Below are 18,603 nucleotides of genomic sequence, written 5' to 3'. Positions count from 1 at the left end.
TTAAATTTTACTTTTTAATACTTGGTCAAAATCATCAAAAATTCGTTTATTTAAATCAATTCCTTTACCTGTCGCAATTTGATACGCGAGGTATTGGAAGGGAATCACCAATAAAAGTGGACTGATTTTTTCAGGTGTTTTAATTGATAATCCTACTGTTTTTGAATCAGTTTTCGCTTCCGTGGTAATCGTGTAGCAATTCCCAACATCGTTTCTTAGATAATTTTTTAACGCTTTGCTTCTTTCATTCAGTACATTATCATTTTCTATAAAAAATAGTGAATGTGTGTTGTTTGCTTCTAGATAAGGTCCGTGCATATAGGCTTCAAGTTCAAATCCTTGTGAGGGTAAACGTACCGTTTCAGTAAATTTTGTTTCAAATTCTTTAGCTGTTCCAATGTTAGGTCCGTAGCCAATCGTTATAAAACGTAACCCCTTACTTAGATCCGCTTGATTTTCCAACCAAAATTCACTCGTTTTTTCGATTACCAGATTGATTTGACTGATTGCTTTCTTTAAAGCCAACAGTTCATTTTTTACTGTAGATTGATCAATTGACTCGCTTTGATAAGCGATACGTAACCCTAATAACATTAAATTCAACACAGTTGCTAAATAGCCTTTTGTAACAAACCCAACCGTCTCGATTCCCATATTTAAATCTAGCACTTCATCCACTACTTGACTGATTGGGCTACTTGTATTGCTAGTTAGAGCAATCGTTTTGATTTTTCTAGTTTGTGTTAGCTTTTGTACTGCCTGAATGGTTGATGCACTTTTGCCACTTTGTGAAACTGCTATGATCAAGTCAATACTCGGATCGATTTTCCCATAGTGGAGAAAATTAAAGGGTTCTTCTATTTGAACGTATACAGGTGCCGTTTGTTCTATATAATATTTTGCAGATAGACAAGCATTATAAGAAGAACCTGTTGCTAAAATCAAACAGTGTTTAACATTTTTCACCTTGATTTGTGTGATATCAAATGAATTGATAATCGTTTCTAACGTTTCTTGTTCTTCATTGATATAATCCAACATCGTTTCCACTGAATCTCACCTCACTCTACTTTTCACTTAAAAAATTCCAATCAAGGAACCTAAAATTCCAACAACTGCCATCCCTCCAAGAATTGCTAAAGGTTTTACTTCTTTTTTCAAAAGATAGAAAACTGCTCCAAAAGTTGCTAATGGCAATAGTTTAGGCATGATATCATCAAAAATACTCTGCACTGTTACTGCTGTTTCTCCACTGCCACTTATTGTGACTGGAATCGAAATATCGATCATCGAAGCCGTCATTGCGCCAACTACCATCAATCCAATGATTGAAGCGCCTAAAGTCAAGCTTTCCATCATCCCGTTCGCTTGAATCTTTTTCAAGAAACCAGTTCCTAATTTATAGCCCCAACCAGTAAATAGGTAGCGCAAAATAATATGTGGTACGTTAAAAATCAGCAAGAATAAAATGGGGCCTAAAATATTTCCTTGTAGAGCTAGTGACGTTCCAACTCCGGTCGCAATCAAACGTAATGTTCCCCAGAAAAATGAATCTCCTAACCCTGCCAAAGGGCCCATCAATGAGGTTTTAATACTATCGATTGTACTCACATCAAATTGTTCATCTAGTACATTTTCTTCTTCCATCGCCGTATTGATCCCTAATATCAAGGTCACAATATGAGGTGTGGTATTGAAAAAGGCTAAATGTCGTTTCAGAGCGTGAGCCATATCAGACTTTTTAGGATATAATTTCTTCAAAATTGGAATCATCGCAAACACATATGCCATATTCATCTGACGCTCGTAGTTCCAAGAAAATTCCATTTGGAAAGACCGCCAGAAAACACTGTTCAATTCTTTTTTCGTGATTAACTTTTCCGTTTGTTCTTTAGAAGTCTTCGTCATCGTCCATAACCTCCCCGTTTGATGTTTGGATCATTTCATTGCCTTTATTGTGGTTCATGATATTGACCACGATTACAGCTGTGATCGCCCCTAAAATTGCAATCCCTGTAACTGGTATTTCTAAATAAGCCATCAAAGCAAAACCTAGAAAGAAGTATGGTGCTACTTGTTTATTGATCAATAAACGTGCCAACATTGCAAAACCAAGTGCTGGAATAATACCCGTTGCAACGGATAAACCATGTTGAACAAACTCAGGAATCATATCCAATAATCCCTTGATCGTGTTACTCCCTACAGCAAATGAAATGGAAACAATAAGTGCTAACATCAGAGACAAACCAAAACCTGCCGCCAAGTGCATTCGTTCTACTCCTTTATAATTCCCATCATCCGCGTAATTATCTGCTTTTTGGCTCATCGTTGGAATCACCAAACCCAGATAGACATTTTTCAAAATCAGCGTTAATGTTGCGATTGGTAAACCTAAAACCAATGCAGTTTCTGTTCCAGCGCCAGCCGTGATTGCAAATGCTGTTCCTAAAATCCCCCCTGTCACCACATCTGGGGGAATCGATGCTCCTACTGAAAAAGAGCCAATAAATGCTAATTCCAAGGTTGCGCCCATAATAATGCCCGTTTTAATATCCCCTAAAACAATTCCTGTAAACAATCCCGTCACGATCGGTCGGGACAAAAGTGATGTACCTAAGGCATACTCAGACTGAGCAATAAATGCGATAACTCCTAACAAAATTGCTTGTACAATCATTTTAATCTTCCTTTCTAAAATGCATCTAAAGCAGCAACTTTTTTATCATTAGGGACTTGTCTAATCTCAATATCAACTCCTTCAGCGATTAATTCTTTAACCAAACTTTCTTCATCTGACGTTATATTTACCGCCTTAGAAATGTTTCTAGTTCCTTCTCTGACTTTCATTCCACCAAGATTAATATGCTTGATTTCAGGACAAGACTTCGCCAATTTATACGCATCTGCCACACTTTCAACGACGATAAATAACTTATATTTATCTGTCACGCCACTTTTTAAAGCACTGATTGAATCTTCGATCGTTTTAATCACTAATTTAACGCCTGCAGGCTTGGCTAACTTGATCGTCGTTTTGCGAATATCATTTTGCGGTACATCATCATTGGCAATCAAAATACAATCTACCCCTAAACTTTGGGTCCAAGAAAATGCCACTTGTCCATGTAATAAACGGTGGTCTACACGTACTAATTTAATCATGATTGATTTCCTTTCTCTTTTAGAATTCTTCTTCTTCGTCTTTTGCTTTCAATAAGTTACAATACTTGATCGTTTCTTGAGACGTTTTTATTGCTTGTATAATCAAATTTTCTAAAGAGTCTGTGATTTCTAATTGAGTATAAAGTTCAATTAACAAAGACAAATTCAATCCAGAAATTAAATACACATTTGGCTCTTCGACATACTTAAAAAACTCATTGTTTACGCTACCACCAAAAATATCTGTGATTACGACCAATTCATTTTTACGATTTTCAGCTATAATTATTTCTACCGTTTGAGCTAAATCAAAGTCTTCTCTCATATAGGCACAAACAACTTCTACATTTGTTGATTTCCCACAAATCAGTTCTAAAGACGTTCTGATACCTTGTGCAAAATTCCCATGTGTTGCTAAAATAATTTTTCTTGCCATCCTGCTCACCTCACTTACACTTTATTAATAGCAAAAAGGGTGCCAACTTTAGTGGCACCCTTCGTTTAACGATTAAAAATCACTTTCATCGCTGATATATTCAGTGTTTTCAAATAAAACATCATGAACATAAGAAAGTTCTGAATCTGGAATATCGACACTATAGACTTTCTCTATGACACTAAATGCTTCTTTAATCTCTTGTAACTCTTTTTCATGACACTCCTGCAACATGTCAAAACCACTATATACTTCGATTGGTACATTGCGAATTAGGCGTTCGACTAAACAACTTACATGAACATACAAGGCCAATTTCCGATCATTACTAATCCGATGACCCCAACCTTCTTCTAACTGTTTCAAAAATCCCTCAATTTGTTCGATGATTTTTTCTGTATCCAAAATCGTCACAGATTGAATCACGCGATCCAACGAAAAATTACGAATCAATTGATTGCTAAACTCTTCTTGAGAATCTAATACTAAATTGTTTTTTAACCAATCCAACAAGCTCTCAATCCCGATACCAGCAATCAAATCCTCTAATGAAATGAACGGTACACCTTCCACAGCTGGATTAGCTGTCCCGACGATTCCTAATACATCATACAAGGAAAATGCTTTTTCAAATTCGACTGGATTGCATAGTTGCCTGAATTCACAGGGGATAAGTTTTACAGAAGTCGTATCTGGCAAACTTTTTTCAAGTAAATTACTAATTTGAACAGCCGTTCCAATGCCGGTGGCACAAGTCGTGAGGATGATTTTTTCTTTTTTCATTTCTGGCTGAATGATTTCCCATTGAGACTGATGACTGCTTATCGCTTTGGCTGGGATTTCACCAAGTTGCTGTTGTCTTTGAATGCCTTCTCCCACTGCAATCGCTAAACTAGTGGTTACATTGTTCATCAATACGATTGGTGCCGTGGTTTCTTTTGAAAAATAACGATGGATTTCTTTTAGAGAGCCCATATCAAATAAAATAATCAACCCGTTTGACGTATCATTTCGCTCAATATATTGCATTAGTTTCTCAGCAATTTTCTTTGGCGTAACATCTAATGGCATATCAAAGGATTGAAATAATAGTTCATTTAACATCCGATTCGCTACATTAGCAATACTGCTAGCAGTGGCGTAGCCATGTGCCACAATTACTGCTTTAGGATAAGAAGTTTCTTTGGTATAGCCTAGATTATCAATGTAAATTGATAAAATAATCCGATCCATACTGGAAACTTCAATATCCAATGACGTCTTGACTAAGTTTAAAATCTGTTCTGCATATCGATAACTATTTGGTAACTGCGCTTTGATATCCAGTAACAACATCTCGATCAGCTGAACCCTCTCAATTTCTGGTAACCATTCCACGTATCGTCGTTGAAATAGATAATGACTGATCGCATAAACTAAGCTGCCATTAAAACTAATTTGATAAGCCGATTCAATTTTTTCAAGCATCTGCCGCATATGCTGTGTAATAAATAGCAACATCTCCTGTTTTTGATCTCTTTTTGTTTCAAATAATAAATAATCAAAAAGATAATCGATTTCTTTTGAGATCAAACCAACCGAGGCGTTGATCACTGATTGATTATTAAGATAAGTTAACAAGATTTTTTCGTAACTTTGGATAATTCTCTTTTGTTCTGGTTCACTTTCTTCAAGTAAATACTCCAAGTTACTTTGACTATCGATTCTCAAAAGCGATTCTGATTCTGAAAAAGTAGTTTCTTGATTTTCTTTTAGTACATAATTAGGCAAAGAATGAAGGGTGATTGGAATTTGTGCTTTTGCATGATTGACTGTAAAACTTTTAGCTGTTATGATTTTAATCAAATTTTTTAATTCCCCTACGTTGCCTTTGTATGAACGATTTTCTAACATGCTGATAACCTGTGGTGAGACGATCAATGGTTTTAAAATTGTTTGCTGTTCTTCAAAGAACGACCGAATGATCAATTGTTTTCGTTCTGATTGAGTTCGTTCATTAAGCGCTGGAATTTTAATTTGTACTGGAATTCGTCTTAAAAAAGTAGTTAAAAAGGTACTGCTCACCTCTTCGGTCGTTGCAAAAGCTAAGCGACAATTCACTGTGATTGGATGATTACTTTCCCCCATTTTGTAAATAATTCCTTGATCTAAAAAGGTAAATAATTTTTCCTGACCTTCCGCACTTAGACGGTGAACTTCATCCAAGAATAAAAAACCATTTGCAGCAGCTTCAAAGGCGCCCATTTTTTCATTATCTGCACCTGTAAATGCTCCTTTTACATGACCAAATAAATGACTGGTCAATAATTCTGGGTTATCTGCGTACTGAGCGCAATTCACTGTGATAAAAGGGGCATCACTAGTTAATAGATCGTGGGCTAAACAAAATTGATATAATAATTGAACTAAATAACTTTTACCTGTACCACTTTCTCCAGTTAACAATAGCGGCAACCCACCATTAGGATACAACGCCGCCATCTTTAATTGCTCAATGGTTTGTGCTAAACTGCCTCTATTACCAATCACGTTCTGAAAAAAATCTATTTTCTTATCAAAAATTGGTTTTTCCTTTTCGATCTCTGATAAGTTTTGATAAAACGAATTTATTAATGGATAGTTTTGTAATTCAAATGTTTTTTTATGAAAAAAGTAAACAGGACGTGTATTGACTTTGACTAAGATTCCTTCGTCCGCAAGCTGATTCAAATAATGACTCGCTGTATTTCGTTTAATTGAGAATTTTTCAGCAATATCAGATGCCGAAAAAATATCGCTTACATTTTCAGGATTGAAAAAAGATGTTTGATTTTTTAGATAGTCTAACAGTTTTTCTTTTAACATATGATCCCTCCTACCTTTATCATAGCGAAAGTTTTTGGAAAAATATATCTCTTTTTTTGCCAGACATAAAAATTATTTTCTTATTCTGACGATACGTTGACTATACGGGCAAAAAGTGAATTATTTGGCTCTGTCATTGCTCCCTTAAAAATGTACTGAGAATAATCATCTAACTTTATTTCCTCTTATTTTTAACATAGAGAACAAAAAATGGCTCTATAATTTATGGGACTGATGAATCAGAATTGATTCTTCAGTCCCATTTTCATTTTAGATATTAAAAAACATATCGTTCTCTAGTATGATTAAATCACCACAAAATAAACAACTGAGAGGACGATATGCTATATGAATGATTCTATCAAAAAAATGCTACGATTGACAGATAAAGATTTGATGATTAATGAGGTCTCTTACGAGACTTTTCAGAATACAAAGACATTGATCGTCTATGCTGTTCTCTCACCTGCTCCATATGCCTGTAAAAATTGTGGTTCTTCAGTGGTAGCTGGGAATGAATGGGAAATCGATTGTGGTTAAAAATGGCAAGAAAGAAACCATTATACGTTTTGAACAATACAATCATATGCCAATGATTATGCGTCTAAAAAAGCAGCGCTATACCTGTAAAAACTGTCAAACCCATTGGACCGCTCAAAGTTATTTTGTCCGTCCAAGACATTCGATTGCGAATCATGTCAGATATAAAATTACTTCTTTACTGACTGAAAAAGTATCTTTATCTTTTATTGCGAAAAGTTGTCTGGTATCCTTGACAACCGTTATTCGTACATTGAAAGAGTTGAAAAGCTATTTACCAAAGTCTTCCAAAAGGATTCTACCCAAAGTATTGATGGTTGATGAATTTCGTTCTCACACTTCCACTGAAGATAAAATGAGCTTTATTTGCGCAGATGGCGAATCAGGAAAGTTAATTGACATTTTACCTACACGAAAATTGCCTCGATTAACAAGCTATTTCCGAGACTGTATCAACCCTGAAAAAGTAGAATTCTTAGTTACAGATATGAACGCCGCCTACTTCCAGCTCACCAAGAGTGTTCTACCAAATGCGAAATTAGTGATTGATCGGTTTCATATTGTCAAACATATGAATCAAGCATTCAACGATTTACGTATCCATGAAATGAAAGAACTACGTAAATCAGGTCAAAACAGTGAGGCTGAAAAACTGAAAAAGAACTGGCGCTTTCTGTTAAAAAATCGTGCAAACATTAATCATTATGAATACAAAACATGGCTAAGTTTTCGAGCGCCTAAATATCCGTTTCTTACCGAAGCGATGATGATCGATCGATTGCTTGGTTTTTCCACGCCCCTGAAGGAGGCGTATCCCTTTTTTCACGAGTTGGTTGAAGCCTTTCGAGACAAAGAGTCCGAATTGTTCTTCTCCTTATTGAAAGAACTTCCAGAAACATTAAATGACAGCTTCCGTGAGAAACTTCAAAACCTTCTGACCTATGAAGAAGGCATTACCAATGCGATGATCTACCCTTACTCTAATGGGAAAATAGAAGCGAAGAATACCCATATAAAGACAATGAAACGAGTATCATACGGATTTAAATCATTTGAGAACATGAGAATCAGAATCTTTTTGATCAATCAATTAATCAAAGTGAAATAACAAAAAATCTGAGCCAGAATGAGATTCATTCTGACCCAGATTTGATTTTGCACAACTCATCAGTCCCTATTGACAAAGAGCCCAAAAAATCCCTGGAAGAGTTAAAGTCTCTTCTAAGGATCTGATAATCATTTATTTAAGTGTCTTTTTGGCATACTAAAACAACTTATTTACTAATTAAACAATGTATCATGTAACTTTTTTGCATAACCATCTGTCATATTACAGATAAAATCAACCGCCATCTTCAAACGATAATAATCTTTTTCAATATCGGAACTAGATTTAGTTTCTCTTTTATACAAAGCTTCTGCACTTCTCGATAAGTTGTTAAATAAGCGTTCCTCATATTTATTCATTGATTCTTTATCATACTTTAGAACCACTGGAATAAACTCAGACAATAGTCTATTAATAATATTAAATCCTAATACTTCTTGATCTAGTATTGTTTTTGTATGAAAAACATTTTACTTCATCACACTCTTCATTAATAATCTCACCATAAAAAGTGCCTGCCATAATCTCTTCATATGACGGAATTACCTGTAATTTATAACTTTATCTTACCGCACCGAATTAACATTCGGCTTCATTTTCTACCATTGTTACAAATTTTATGTAGGCACAATCAGTTAAATTACCAAAGGATCTAACTTTTTTCGGTAACATTAATAAAATTCAACGAATTTTGTATCATCTTCTTTTTCTAATCTTTTATTTCTTGTTTAATAACTTACCTATTCTTACTTCATAATAGTTATTGTTTCAATTCTTTTACCATTACTATTTCATAAGGTTCATTTGTCGGGAAAAATCCCCCAACTGTTTTAAAACCCAATTTAAGATATAAATGCTGCGAATACTCTTCACTGGAAGTTGACAGCATAAGTTCTTTAAACCCTTGAACGATCATTTCACGCTCAAAAAAATGCATTACATCTGTCCCATATTGTTTACCTCTAAAAGGTTCCAAGATAAACAACATATCCACAAATGGAATAGACTCCCAAAAGAAACTAAATCTAAGCCAACCAATCATTTCGTTTTCTTCAATAATCAGAATTCTATTTTCCTCAATGGCTAATCGAAGTCTTTCCTGAGGTATGTGAGTATCATGTATCGCTAATAAATCTAGATCCATTAATGTTGCATTCCGTATCATCCTTGATAACCTTCTTTCATACAGCTTTATAGATTGATTATACAATAAAAAGTATGTTTCATTTCTTTATTATTCACACTTACAAAAAAATGAGCCAAAACTATTCAATAGTTTTAACTCATCAATCTTTGCTTATCTTATTTCCCAGTAATCGAATCCCAAAGTCCGCTAAAGAAGCCCTTAATATTCTCCCAAAGTCCTTTAGATTTCTCCTGAATTTGTTCTTTCGTTTTAGACAAATCTAGTTGATTAACAAAATCTTCAAAAATATTTTTGTCTTTCATATCACTCATCAACGTCGTTAATTCTTTCACCTGATCTGATGACATTACATCTTTGATTCCTTGACTTTGCAACGCACTTTCAACTGTTTTTTGAATATCTGCTTGCGTCAGATTTTTACCATCAGCCGTTTTTGCTGCCAATTCTTTTTTCGCTTGTTCTTGCGCTGCATTCAAGGCTTCATCGGAATAACCATCTTTGTCTTTATTTTCTTCTGTGATCTTAGATAGTACGTCCATTTCGTCCTGCGCAACACCTACGCGGTCTCGATTGATGATTCCACCAGATTCTTCGACGATTTTATAGACACCTGCTAAAGCTCCTGAACCATCAATTGGCACAGCAGATGCAACGGTTAATTTAGCATCTGTGATTCCTGCTGTCAATGCTGCATTTTGATACTGAGCTTCTGTGATTTTCGTGATATTTTTAGGTGTAGCAATATCTACAGAGATTCCAGCCCCTTTTTTCTGAGTTTCCATCCGAACAGAACTATACACCGCCCATTCTGGTGTGAAGCCACCATCAGGGATAAAACTCATCAAATCTTTCCCAGTTGTTGTGTATTGAGGTGTTTCACCTTTAATTCCTAATTCTTTTAACGTAAAGTCCTTTTGCTCTTGCGTTAATGCATTACCTAAGGCAACTGCGTTGATTTGTAGAGTCTGCTCAGAACTTTGCGTCGTCTCTGTATTACTAGAACTTACTGAAGTACTTTCTGCTGTGCTACCTTGTGTCGCCAATGCTGTTTTACCAGTGTATAAACCTGTAGTGATCAAGAGTAGTGCCATCGCTACAGTGAGTTTTTTTTGTTTGTTTTTCATAGAAGCCTCCTAAAAGATTTACTAGTTCCTTACTATACAACAATAGTTTTAGTTATTTCTTAAGATACATCAGGTTTAAGAAATTTTTATTGATTTTCTTTTAACACTCTCATTCTACCATCTTCATAAGGTTTACAGCTTCTAAAAAGCACTAACTTATTTTTTCAAAAAATATCTTACACTGCTTACTCCGCTACATAATAGTAGAGTCAATAATATTCCTAAAGCCATCCGTAATTCGATGATAATGTTCATTCGTAAGTTCGAACATATAACATAAATGACAAGCAATCAAAACTGTTACTGGGTTTGTACCTAGCATTAACAACAGCGTCTAACTGACTGTCGTTATCTCCACACTAATAAAAACCGACTTTTTTGCATCTACTTTATCGAATAATTTACCAAATATTGATGAAAGAACAGCTCCAACAATTGCACCAGTCAGCATCGCTAGACCAGAAATAAAATCACTTTGTCTCTTCACTATTTGGATAAAGTTTGGTAATACAAAAAATATATCTAAAAGTAAAAACTGATAAACTAAAAAGCGAAATAATCAATAAATAGCCATCAACTTAGACTCTACGCAAAATTGAAGCCAATTCATAATCTTTAGTTTTCCACTATTCTTTTTACATCTCGGATTGTCAATGGTTTGTCTGGCATCCATTGTGCTTTTCTTTTTTGTTTTCCATCAATATAAAGTGCAATTGTTGGTGTGTATTTAACCTCATACTTTTCCTTAAACATTGCCCATTCTTTGTCTGATTTTCGCAAAGCTGCTACATTTAAATAAACTAATTTATTTTTTACATCCTTGTTTTGGTCTAAATAATTTAAAAGTAACAAATCAAACAAATTACAATCACTACAATCTGGTCTTCCTATATACACGAGCATTTCTTCTTTAGACGCCATTTTATTTTTAAAATGCTCAGGTGTGATAGAATCTAATTGTGCAAATATGTCAACTGACTGTTCTAACTCGTTTAATTGCTCTTCCTTCTTTTGACTTGTTAACATTGCTTGATTGCATTTGTAATATGTAAAAGCCCAACACAGGGATAAGAAAACTATGATTCCTCCCACTACCAGTTTATTTTTTTTCATGAGTCACTCTCCATGAACAGTTTGAATCCTTTCAACTCTTTGATTCCATCTGTTTTTTCAGTCATTTTTCCATCAACTATTTTTGAAAATGTCGGTACAGTCACAATATCATACTTTGTAAGAAAATCTTCATCTACATTTTCTATTTCACTTAAATCAATGCCTTTTATGTTATACTTTTTCAAGTTATTATCTTGAAGTTTTCGAGCAAGCTTTTTACATGAAATACAGTCTGTCTTGTAAAAATAAACAACTGCATCTCCCTTTTTATCCATTATTTGTTTTAACTCTTTCATTGAACTCTCTTCATAAAAAGTTTCTAGCTGACTCAATTTTTGTTTTACGGTAAACATCAATCCAATAATACAAGAAATAAACAATAAAACCACTATCTTTTTTTTCATCTTTAATAATTGGCAGAACAGCTAAATAATTGCTGTTCTGCCACCTTTCTTTTTATATTTAAAATTAATTACACTCTACGTTAATACTAAGACCTGTTTCTGCCCAATTCCAGTTTCCTGTGAATTTTTTCCCTTGATATACTACACACCAAATGGCTAAAGCGGTTCCAATTGCAAAAGCTAATCCCAGTAAAACTGCTACAAAAACCAAAAACCAGGCATCATACTGTACAATTTTTTCATCTACTTTTCTAATCACACTCTCTTTCAACGACGAAACCACACTTGCTGACTGCATTACAACATTATTCATTCTTTTTTCCTACTTTCTTTTTATTTTTTTTATCAACACTTTGAAAATGACCTTGCCATCTCCAAAGATTGGTAACAGGTTTATGATGTGAAATCCGTACAATAAACTCAGACTTCTTAGTAATACGTTATTATCAACAAATAAAGATAAACTATAGAAAATAAAGCTCACTATCAAACACGAACCAGGACCAAGTAATGCCACCCATAATTGCTTATTATCAGAAAGTTGGCTACTATCAATTTTTAATGAAAATCGAAAGCACGTTACTTGTATTTCCATGCATTTAACCCCCGCTTTCCGTGCTCCTAAGACATGCATATATTCATGCAGGAAAGTCGAAAAAATCACTCCTATAAAAAATAATGTAAAACAACTGATTGTGAACTTAATCAACTCTACGTCTCCATAATATAGCCCTAGTCCTATCGTAATTAACGAGCTTAAAGTTACAAAAACGTTTAATAAACGAAAATATTTAATCACTATCAATCCAAAAGTCAGTGGCTTTAATTCATCAGTTTTAAAAATCATTCGTCAAATTTTTTTTTCGTTCAAGTAAAACTTTGTACGAAACCTGACTAAAATATAAGATTGCGAATAGTACTAAAATAACTATGATTAAAGGCCGATAATTTTGCGTTAGGCCAAAACTCATTGTTGTTTTTCCAAAAGAATCAGTCACACTTTTAAAAAATAACGTATTAAAAAATATTTTTCTTGTTCCGTCATCAGAACTGCTAAATAAAACAAGCAAGAAATTCACTGTCATCAAAACAGCCGTGAGTATTACCGAAACCATCAAGCTATTTATTGCTATTTTAATTTTTTCCATGTCTAATATCCTCCTTCAATTTTTTTAATCCGTTTAAACTATAGTAAATCGTTACTATGATCAGCAGTAACATTATCAATCCATTGACAATTGATGGCCAATTAAAGATCAGCAAAATCACTGCCAAAACAAAAGTTATCGTTATTACAACAACAAAACCTACAAATACACTAAATGGATTTTCCCTTTTGGGCGGAAATAAAATTCCTATTAGTGTAAAAAGGAGAATCGATAAAAATAGAACACAATAAAATGAACCCATTTCTTTTGCATTCCTTTTAAACAACAGTTCAACTAGAACAAACGGAGTACTCACGATCCACAAAAACAGATACTGGCTAAAAATCAAGTTAAAGTAGTCACAAACAACATTGTATTCTTTTTTTGAGTAATACCAGCGTATATCTTCTGTTTGAATAAACAAGTAAATTCCAACTATTGTAGGAATTAAGAAAGCTAAACTTGCTTGAATGTTGGTAAATAAAAATAAATATAAATAGATAGTCAAACTAATCATCACATAAGAGTAATTTTCAATATTTCGATAAAGACAAAGGAAATACAACTTAAACATATTTACTTTGTTTATTTTGATTGTTAAAGGTAAGTACTTACTGTCCGTAATATACCCATTGTTTGGTATGAACAATATGCCAACAGCCAGACAAAAGTTTATCAGTAAAAATACTAGCGACGTAACTAAAAAATTCGTCTGTTTTAGAATAAAACTATACCCTAATAACACATTTTCATTTCTTATGTTATCTAAATAGTTGATCAACATATTATCAATAACGATCGGATAACAAACAAAAAATAGAGAGACAATACTTAATAAACTAAAAAATTGGATCAATGTTTTAAACTTTTGGAGATGTAAAACAATAACACACCAAGATAATAATGAGAAAATCAACTGCAAGATCAAATAGATCGTGATACTTGTAAAAAATACATTTGCAAATATCTTAGCAATGTAGATCCATTTATATTTTAGAATAAATGCAATCACAACGCCTGAAGAAACAAGCAATATACTAATCATAGATAAAACTAGCTCAAATAATAATAATGCAGTATTTCTTTCTTGATTTTTAACTGGTAACTGAAAGGTCACTTGTAAAAATTGAGTTGATTTCATAAATAAAACTTTTAAAAATATAAATATTATGGATGTCCACATAAGAATATTTCCAGTATATACATCTAAAATCAATTCAGCTTCTAGCCTTTGATTGCCAATCTCATTTAAAAAAAGATAGATTCCAATTGTAACCACACTAACAAGAGATAAAATAATAAACAGTAGCAATACACGAAACATTTTTTTCTTTAATAATCCAATATTGGTCACTTTTCTGATAAAGAACAAGTAGAATAATTTGAATAGGCTAATAACTTTGGTTAATCTCATCATACAACTGCTCATAATCTATTAGATTTTTAAAAATAGTAACTAATCGTTCATTCTTTTCAAGATATTCTTTTGAATCATATTTAATTACTCCCTCATTTAGAAGAAGGACTCGGCTCTCAATTTCTTCTACTAGTTCTAGATCATGTGTGCATAAAATTGTAGCACCACCATTCTTTTGATGGTTTTTCAGCAATAATTTACTAACTTCTTTAGCTTCAATATCTATCCCATTGAGCGTTTCATCAATTATTATTAATTTAGGAGCAATTAAAAACGCAGAAATCAATTGAATTTTTTTCTTCATCCCATGAGAATAGTTTTCAATCAATTGATGCAACCTGTTCTCCATCGTGTAATAACTAGCGAGTATTTGTACCTTCTCTTGGTCAATTTCCTTATCATATAATTCCGCAAGCATCAAAAGATATTCATATCCTGTTAAAAATTCTGGTAAATAGTCGTCACTAGGTAAATAGATTAAATTTACCTTTGTTTGAATGTTTTTGTTGTCATGACCGTCAAAACGTATACTTCCACTTTGGAGTTCTAATAAATCGGTTACAAGTTTTATTAATGTTGTTTTACCACTACCATTCGGACCAGCTATAGATAAAAAATCACTTGAGGTCATTTCAAAAGTAATATCAAAAAGAACTTGTTGCTCGCCATAAGTATACGATACATTTTTAACCGAAAAGAAATCATTACCATCGATATCCGTCACACTTATTCCCCCAATCTTTCGTAAATTGTATTTTACTTACCAATTCCACAATCGCATATACCAATTTTATAATCTAAAAAATACTACGGTTAAAAAGTAACATTTTATTACATATATGTAAAATAAAAACTTTAAAAAATAATAAATAACATATATTATATATGATAATACCAATGATACCTTTATGTTTTTTAATTAATAACAATAACAATTTAATCTTATTATTCCTAAATTACGCGAATTGTACTTATCCAACTAATTTTTCTATAATTTAAATAATAATTTTCTAATTTTTAAATATTATCATTATTTTACTTAAATCTTCAATGTAAAATAACTACTATCTCTTTCATAATTCAATCTTTTTTCACAGAAAAAAAGACGCTGGTACAATTCACCAACATCGGAAATTAACGTTTAAATGTTTTGTTTCAATTATAAAATCATTTTTAGTCCGTTGAATAGAAATTGATTAAAACTATACTTGTAAACGAGATTCTATCACGTTTCGCAAGTTTTCCCTTGAAATCTAAATACATAAAACGAGCGGAAAATAAAAGTATAGCTATTGAAAATAATATAGAAAATACATTTTATATAATTATGCTCCAACACTCAAATCTTAACATCATAAACCAAAGTACAAGCCATTTTTAAACTGATTCCTCAGAATCAAATAGAAAAATCTAGAGGAACGTTCCTCTAGGAATCACATTAATCAATTTAATTCTTTAGATTTTCTTCACCAACATTAGTTGACAAAGAGCCCAAAAAAGCTTTCGCAATTCAGAATAAATTCTGAATAACGAAAGCTTCTAATTACTATTTATTTCGTATACTCTTTAACCAAGTCAATAACTTCTTCCATTGTATCGCAGTCATTCAACGCACGATCCGCAAGTTCAGCCATTTTCTTAGTGTCTAGACGTTTCATTAAGCTACGAGTTTGAAGAATAGATGTCGCACTCATTGAGAACTCATCTAAGCCCATTCCTACCAATAATGGTACAGCCATTTGATCGCCACCCATTTCTCCACACATACCAGTCCATTTACCTTCTGCATGAGATGCATCAATCACGTTTTTAATCAAACGTAGAATTGATGGGTTATATGGTTGGTAAAGGTAAGAAACGCGTTCGTTCATACGGTCTGCTGCCATTGTGTATTGAATCAAATCATTTGTTCCAATACTGAAGAAATCAACTTCTTTGGCGAATTTATCCGCAATTACAGCCGCTGCAGGAATTTCAATCATGATACCAACTTGAATCGTATCAGAAACTTTTGTTCCTTCAGAAACTAATTTTGCTTTTTCTTCTTCAAAGATTTTCTTCGCTGCTCTAAATTCTTTTAACGTTGCAACCATCGGGAACATGATACGTAAGTTACCGTGAACAGAAGCACGTAATAATGCGCGCATTTGTGTACGGAACATCTCGTCGCCACGTTCAGACAAGCTGATACGTAAAGCACGGTAACCTAAGAATGGGTTCATTTCATGCGGTAATTGAAGATAAGGTAATTCTTTATCTCCACCGATATCCATTGTACGAACCACGACAGGTTTGCCGTTCATGCCTTCAAGTACTGCAGTATAAGCTGTATATTGTTCATCTTCTGTTGGGAAATCTGGAGAATCCATGTAAAGGAATTCTGTACGATATAAACCAACAGCTTCCGCACCATTGTTGTGTACGCCATCTAAATCTTTAGGAGTACCAATGTTTGCAGCTAACTCGATGTGTTTACCATCAGCAGTTACTGTTTCAGCATTTTTTAGTTTTTCCCATTCAACTTTAAGATCAGCATACTCTTTGCCTTTTGCTTCAAAGTCAGCTTTTTCAGCATCAGTTGGGTGAACGATAACATCGCCATCGATTCCGTTGACTGCTAAAATATCGCCTTCTTTGACTTTGGCAGTGATTTCTTTTGTTCCTACGATTGCAGGAATTTCAAGAGAGCGAGCCATAATCGCTGAATGTGATGTGCGTCCGCCAATATCCGTTACGAATGCTTTCACATACGTACGATCTAATTGAGCAGTATCACTTGGTGTTAAGTCATGGGCAACCACAACTACCTCTTCGTTGATCATTGAAGGATTAGGAAGAGTAACACCTAATAAATGAGCTAAAATACGTTTTGCAACGTCACGGATATCTGCTGCACGTTCTTGCATGTAGGCATTATCATCCATCGCTTCGAACATGCCGATATACATATCTGTTACTTCTTTTAATGCTGATTCAGCATTTACTTTGTTATCTTGAATGTTTTGTTTGATTTGACCGATCATTTCTGGGTCAGCTAAAACCATTAAATGTGCATCAAATACTTGCGCTTCTTCTTCACCAAGGCTTTGCGCTGCTTTTTCTCTGATTGCTTGCAACTCAGTCGTAGATTTTGCTAAAGCATCATCTAAACGACTTTCTTCAGCAGATGTATCATCTACAGATTTTTTGTCGAAAGATAAATCAGGTTGAACTAACAGGTAAGCTTTAGCAATAGCAACACCATCACTTGCGGCAATTCCCTTTAGCATTTCAGACATTATTCTGACAATCCTTCTTTTTGCATTGTGTCTACGATTGCTGCTAATGCATCAGCTTCGTCAACACCGTCAACTGAGATTGTTACGTCTGAACCTTGGCCAACGCCTAAAGACATAACGCCCATGATTGATTTAAGGTTAACAGATTTACCTTTGTATTCTAAGTTAATATCTGAGTTAAATTTACTTGCAGTTTGTACTAATAATGTAGCTGGACGAGCGTGAATCCCTGTTTCTGCTACGATGTGAAATTCTTTCTTTTCCATATAAATCGGTCTCCTTCGTAAGTAAAATAATTTTTTATGTTAGGGTTTTCCTTTCTTGGTACGTTTCAAATGAAACTAGAATCTGGATAATACCCTTTCAATTTTTAAGATTACCATTTTTTGTGAGTAGTTACAACACTTTTCACCTATTTTTTATCAAATGAAACGATCAATTATTTTGCTTCTTTTATATAATGATATATAATTCGTCCATTTAATCCAGCTTCCCCAACAAAAGACATTCTATCGGGCAGGTTTTTCCAAGCCTCTCTAAAGGTTGTAAAATCTTTTGGCTCTACAACAAGTTCAGCAATAGTCCCTTCTTTCAAGGCATTTATTTGTTCTTCAAATGGATTTTCATACATTGATTAATCACAGCTTTCACTTTTATTTTTAGACTGAAGATATTGTATGACAAAAATAGATATTTGTCTAAATTATACCTGAAACCTACATAAACAAACCTTAATAATTTTATAAAAACATAATAATTTCAATTAAGTGTAAACTATGCAACCTATTAATAGGATTTCCCACTCTATTTATCAGGCTATTAAAAGTTCAATTGCTTGATTCTTGTTAAAAAGATGCTATAATATTCTCAAAGGTCAAA

The 18,603-nt window shown here is 33.5% G+C and carries 19 protein-coding genes and 1 pseudogene; 1 reads left to right on the top strand and 19 read right to left on the bottom strand.

Going from position 1 to position 18,603, the window contains the following annotated elements:
* From IGJ02_RS04425 to IGJ02_RS04400, 6 genes are all read right to left on the bottom strand, one after another.
* Window positions 1-1,050, bottom strand: a complete 1,050-nt coding sequence (locus IGJ02_RS04425) for an SIS domain-containing protein (protein ID WP_430603429.1) — start codon at window positions 1,048-1,050, stop codon at window positions 1-3.
* 27 nt (window positions 1,051-1,077) lie between these two features.
* Window positions 1,078-1,908: a PTS system mannose/fructose/sorbose family transporter subunit IID gene (locus IGJ02_RS04420; protein WP_010760606.1), complete on the bottom strand. Its 831-nt coding sequence runs from the start codon at window positions 1,906-1,908 to the stop codon at window positions 1,078-1,080.
* Entirely contained in the window at window positions 1,892-2,680 is a 789-nt protein-coding gene (locus tag IGJ02_RS04415; protein ID WP_010760605.1) for a PTS mannose/fructose/sorbose/N-acetylgalactosamine transporter subunit IIC, read from the bottom strand. The genes IGJ02_RS04420 and IGJ02_RS04415 overlap by 17 nt, the downstream gene beginning before the upstream one ends.
* Before the next feature lie 14 nt (window positions 2,681-2,694).
* Window positions 2,695-3,165, bottom strand: a complete 471-nt coding sequence (locus IGJ02_RS04410) for a PTS sugar transporter subunit IIB (protein ID WP_430603428.1) — start codon at window positions 3,163-3,165, stop codon at window positions 2,695-2,697.
* A gap of 19 nt (window positions 3,166-3,184) precedes the next feature.
* Window positions 3,185-3,601 carry a PTS sugar transporter subunit IIA gene (locus tag IGJ02_RS04405; RefSeq protein WP_010760603.1) on the bottom strand — a complete coding sequence of 139 codons (417 nt, stop codon included), beginning with the start codon at window positions 3,599-3,601 and terminating at the stop codon, window positions 3,185-3,187.
* A gap of 72 nt (window positions 3,602-3,673) precedes the next feature.
* Window positions 3,674-6,445 carry a sigma 54-interacting transcriptional regulator gene (locus IGJ02_RS04400; RefSeq protein WP_430603427.1) on the bottom strand — a complete coding sequence of 924 codons (2,772 nt, stop codon included), beginning with the start codon at window positions 6,443-6,445 and terminating at the stop codon, window positions 3,674-3,676.
* A 348-nt stretch (window positions 6,446-6,793) separates the two neighbouring features.
* On the opposite strand from IGJ02_RS04400, the pseudogene IGJ02_RS04395 reads away from it, so the two are divergent.
* Window positions 6,794-8,093, top strand: a pseudogene (locus IGJ02_RS04395) (ISL3 family transposase).
* A 173-nt stretch (window positions 8,094-8,266) separates the two neighbouring features.
* Here the strand turns inward: IGJ02_RS04395 and IGJ02_RS04390 are convergent.
* The 13 genes from IGJ02_RS04390 to IGJ02_RS04330 all read right to left on the bottom strand — a co-directional run bounded on the left by IGJ02_RS04390 (window position 8,267) and on the right by IGJ02_RS04330 (window position 18,355).
* Complete coding sequence (locus IGJ02_RS04390) at window positions 8,267-8,479, bottom strand: hypothetical protein (RefSeq protein WP_010760601.1); 213 nt, start codon at window positions 8,477-8,479, stop codon at window positions 8,267-8,269.
* Between the two features lie 374 nt (window positions 8,480-8,853).
* Entirely contained in the window at window positions 8,854-9,258 is a 405-nt protein-coding gene (locus IGJ02_RS04385) for a GNAT family N-acetyltransferase (RefSeq protein WP_430603426.1), read from the bottom strand.
* A gap of 137 nt (window positions 9,259-9,395) precedes the next feature.
* Window positions 9,396-10,364, bottom strand: a complete 969-nt coding sequence (locus IGJ02_RS04380; protein ID WP_430603425.1) for a DUF1002 domain-containing protein — start codon at window positions 10,362-10,364, stop codon at window positions 9,396-9,398.
* 334 nt (window positions 10,365-10,698) lie between these two features.
* Window positions 10,699-10,851 carry a hypothetical protein gene (locus tag IGJ02_RS04375; protein WP_430603424.1) on the bottom strand — a complete coding sequence of 51 codons (153 nt, stop codon included), beginning with the start codon at window positions 10,849-10,851 and terminating at the stop codon, window positions 10,699-10,701.
* 128 nt (window positions 10,852-10,979) lie between these two features.
* On the bottom strand, window positions 10,980-11,477 hold the full coding sequence (locus IGJ02_RS04370) for a hypothetical protein (RefSeq protein WP_430603423.1): 498 nt from the start codon (window positions 11,475-11,477) through the stop codon (window positions 10,980-10,982).
* On the bottom strand, window positions 11,474-11,773 hold the full coding sequence (locus IGJ02_RS04365; RefSeq protein ID WP_430603422.1) for a thioredoxin family protein: 300 nt from the start codon (window positions 11,771-11,773) through the stop codon (window positions 11,474-11,476). The genes IGJ02_RS04370 and IGJ02_RS04365 overlap by 4 nt, the downstream gene beginning before the upstream one ends.
* Window positions 11,774-11,945: 172 nt before the next feature.
* Entirely contained in the window at window positions 11,946-12,194 is a 249-nt protein-coding gene (locus IGJ02_RS04360) for a hypothetical protein (protein WP_430603421.1), read from the bottom strand.
* A gap of 523 nt (window positions 12,195-12,717) precedes the next feature.
* A complete protein-coding gene (locus IGJ02_RS04355; protein WP_430603420.1) occupies window positions 12,718-13,029 on the bottom strand; it encodes a hypothetical protein in 312 nt (103 codons plus the stop codon).
* The gene (locus tag IGJ02_RS04350) at window positions 13,016-14,446 is read right to left on the bottom strand and encodes a hypothetical protein (protein ID WP_430603419.1); all 1,431 of its coding nucleotides are present in this window, start codon (window positions 14,444-14,446) and stop codon (window positions 13,016-13,018) included. Before IGJ02_RS04350 ends, IGJ02_RS04355 begins: the two co-directional genes overlap by 14 nt.
* Window positions 14,421-15,170, bottom strand: coding sequence for an ATP-binding cassette domain-containing protein (locus tag IGJ02_RS04345; RefSeq protein ID WP_430603418.1), 750 nt, complete (start codon window positions 15,168-15,170; stop codon window positions 14,421-14,423). Before IGJ02_RS04345 ends, IGJ02_RS04350 begins: the two co-directional genes overlap by 26 nt.
* Before the next feature lie 826 nt (window positions 15,171-15,996).
* Window positions 15,997-17,724 (bottom strand): phosphoenolpyruvate--protein phosphotransferase, encoded by a 1,728-nt coding sequence (gene ptsP / locus IGJ02_RS04340; protein WP_010760597.1) that lies wholly within the window; start codon window positions 17,722-17,724, stop codon window positions 15,997-15,999.
* Window positions 17,724-17,990: a phosphocarrier protein HPr gene (locus IGJ02_RS04335; RefSeq protein ID WP_010760596.1), complete on the bottom strand. Its 267-nt coding sequence runs from the start codon at window positions 17,988-17,990 to the stop codon at window positions 17,724-17,726. Before IGJ02_RS04335 ends, ptsP begins: the two co-directional genes overlap by 1 nt.
* Window positions 17,991-18,163: 173 nt before the next feature.
* Window positions 18,164-18,355, bottom strand: a complete 192-nt coding sequence (locus IGJ02_RS04330) for a hypothetical protein (protein WP_430603417.1) — start codon at window positions 18,353-18,355, stop codon at window positions 18,164-18,166.
* Between the last annotated feature and the right edge of the window lie 248 nt (window positions 18,356-18,603).

This window comes from Enterococcus sp. DIV0724b, from assembly GCF_050531475.1.
Taxonomy (GTDB): Bacteria; Bacillota; Bacilli; order Lactobacillales; family Enterococcaceae; genus Enterococcus_L; species Enterococcus_L haemoperoxidus.
Note: the sequence above shows the minus strand (reverse complement) of the source record. Positions and strands in the feature narration are given on the sequence as shown.

What these genes read in the sequence shown, in the direction of transcription:
- IGJ02_RS04420 (WP_010760606.1), bottom strand. Translation starts at nt 1,908, where the DNA reads ATGACGAAGACTTCTAAAGAACAAACGGAAAAGTTAATCACGAAAAAA.
- IGJ02_RS04415 (WP_010760605.1), bottom strand. Translation starts at nt 2,680, where the DNA reads ATGATTGTACAAGCAATTTTGTTAGGAGTTATCGCATTTATTGCTCAG.
- IGJ02_RS04410 (WP_430603428.1), bottom strand. Translation starts at nt 3,165, where the DNA reads ATGATTAAATTAGTACGTGTAGACCACCGTTTATTACATGGACAAGTG.
- IGJ02_RS04405 (WP_010760603.1), bottom strand. Translation starts at nt 3,601, where the DNA reads ATGGCAAGAAAAATTATTTTAGCAACACATGGGAATTTTGCACAAGGT.
- IGJ02_RS04400 (WP_430603427.1), bottom strand. Translation starts at nt 6,445, where the DNA reads ATGTTAAAAGAAAAACTGTTAGACTATCTAAAAAATCAAACATCTTTT.
- IGJ02_RS04385 (WP_430603426.1), bottom strand. Translation starts at nt 9,258, where the DNA reads ATGATACGGAATGCAACATTAATGGATCTAGATTTATTAGCGATACAT.
- IGJ02_RS04380 (WP_430603425.1), bottom strand. Translation starts at nt 10,364, where the DNA reads ATGAAAAACAAACAAAAAAAACTCACTGTAGCGATGGCACTACTCTTG.
- IGJ02_RS04370 (WP_430603423.1), bottom strand. Translation starts at nt 11,477, where the DNA reads ATGAAAAAAAATAAACTGGTAGTGGGAGGAATCATAGTTTTCTTATCC.
- IGJ02_RS04365 (WP_430603422.1), bottom strand. Translation starts at nt 11,773, where the DNA reads ATGAAAGAGTTAAAACAAATAATGGATAAAAAGGGAGATGCAGTTGTT.
- IGJ02_RS04360 (WP_430603421.1), bottom strand. Translation starts at nt 12,194, where the DNA reads ATGAATAATGTTGTAATGCAGTCAGCAAGTGTGGTTTCGTCGTTGAAA.
- IGJ02_RS04355 (WP_430603420.1), bottom strand. Translation starts at nt 13,029, where the DNA reads ATGGAAAAAATTAAAATAGCAATAAATAGCTTGATGGTTTCGGTAATA.
- IGJ02_RS04350 (WP_430603419.1), bottom strand. Translation starts at nt 14,446, where the DNA reads ATGATGAGATTAACCAAAGTTATTAGCCTATTCAAATTATTCTACTTG.
- ptsP (WP_010760597.1), bottom strand. Translation starts at nt 17,724, where the DNA reads ATGTCTGAAATGCTAAAGGGAATTGCCGCAAGTGATGGTGTTGCTATT.
- IGJ02_RS04335 (WP_010760596.1), bottom strand. Translation starts at nt 17,990, where the DNA reads ATGGAAAAGAAAGAATTTCACATCGTAGCAGAAACAGGGATTCACGCT.
- IGJ02_RS04330 (WP_430603417.1), bottom strand. Translation starts at nt 18,355, where the DNA reads ATGTATGAAAATCCATTTGAAGAACAAATAAATGCCTTGAAAGAAGGG.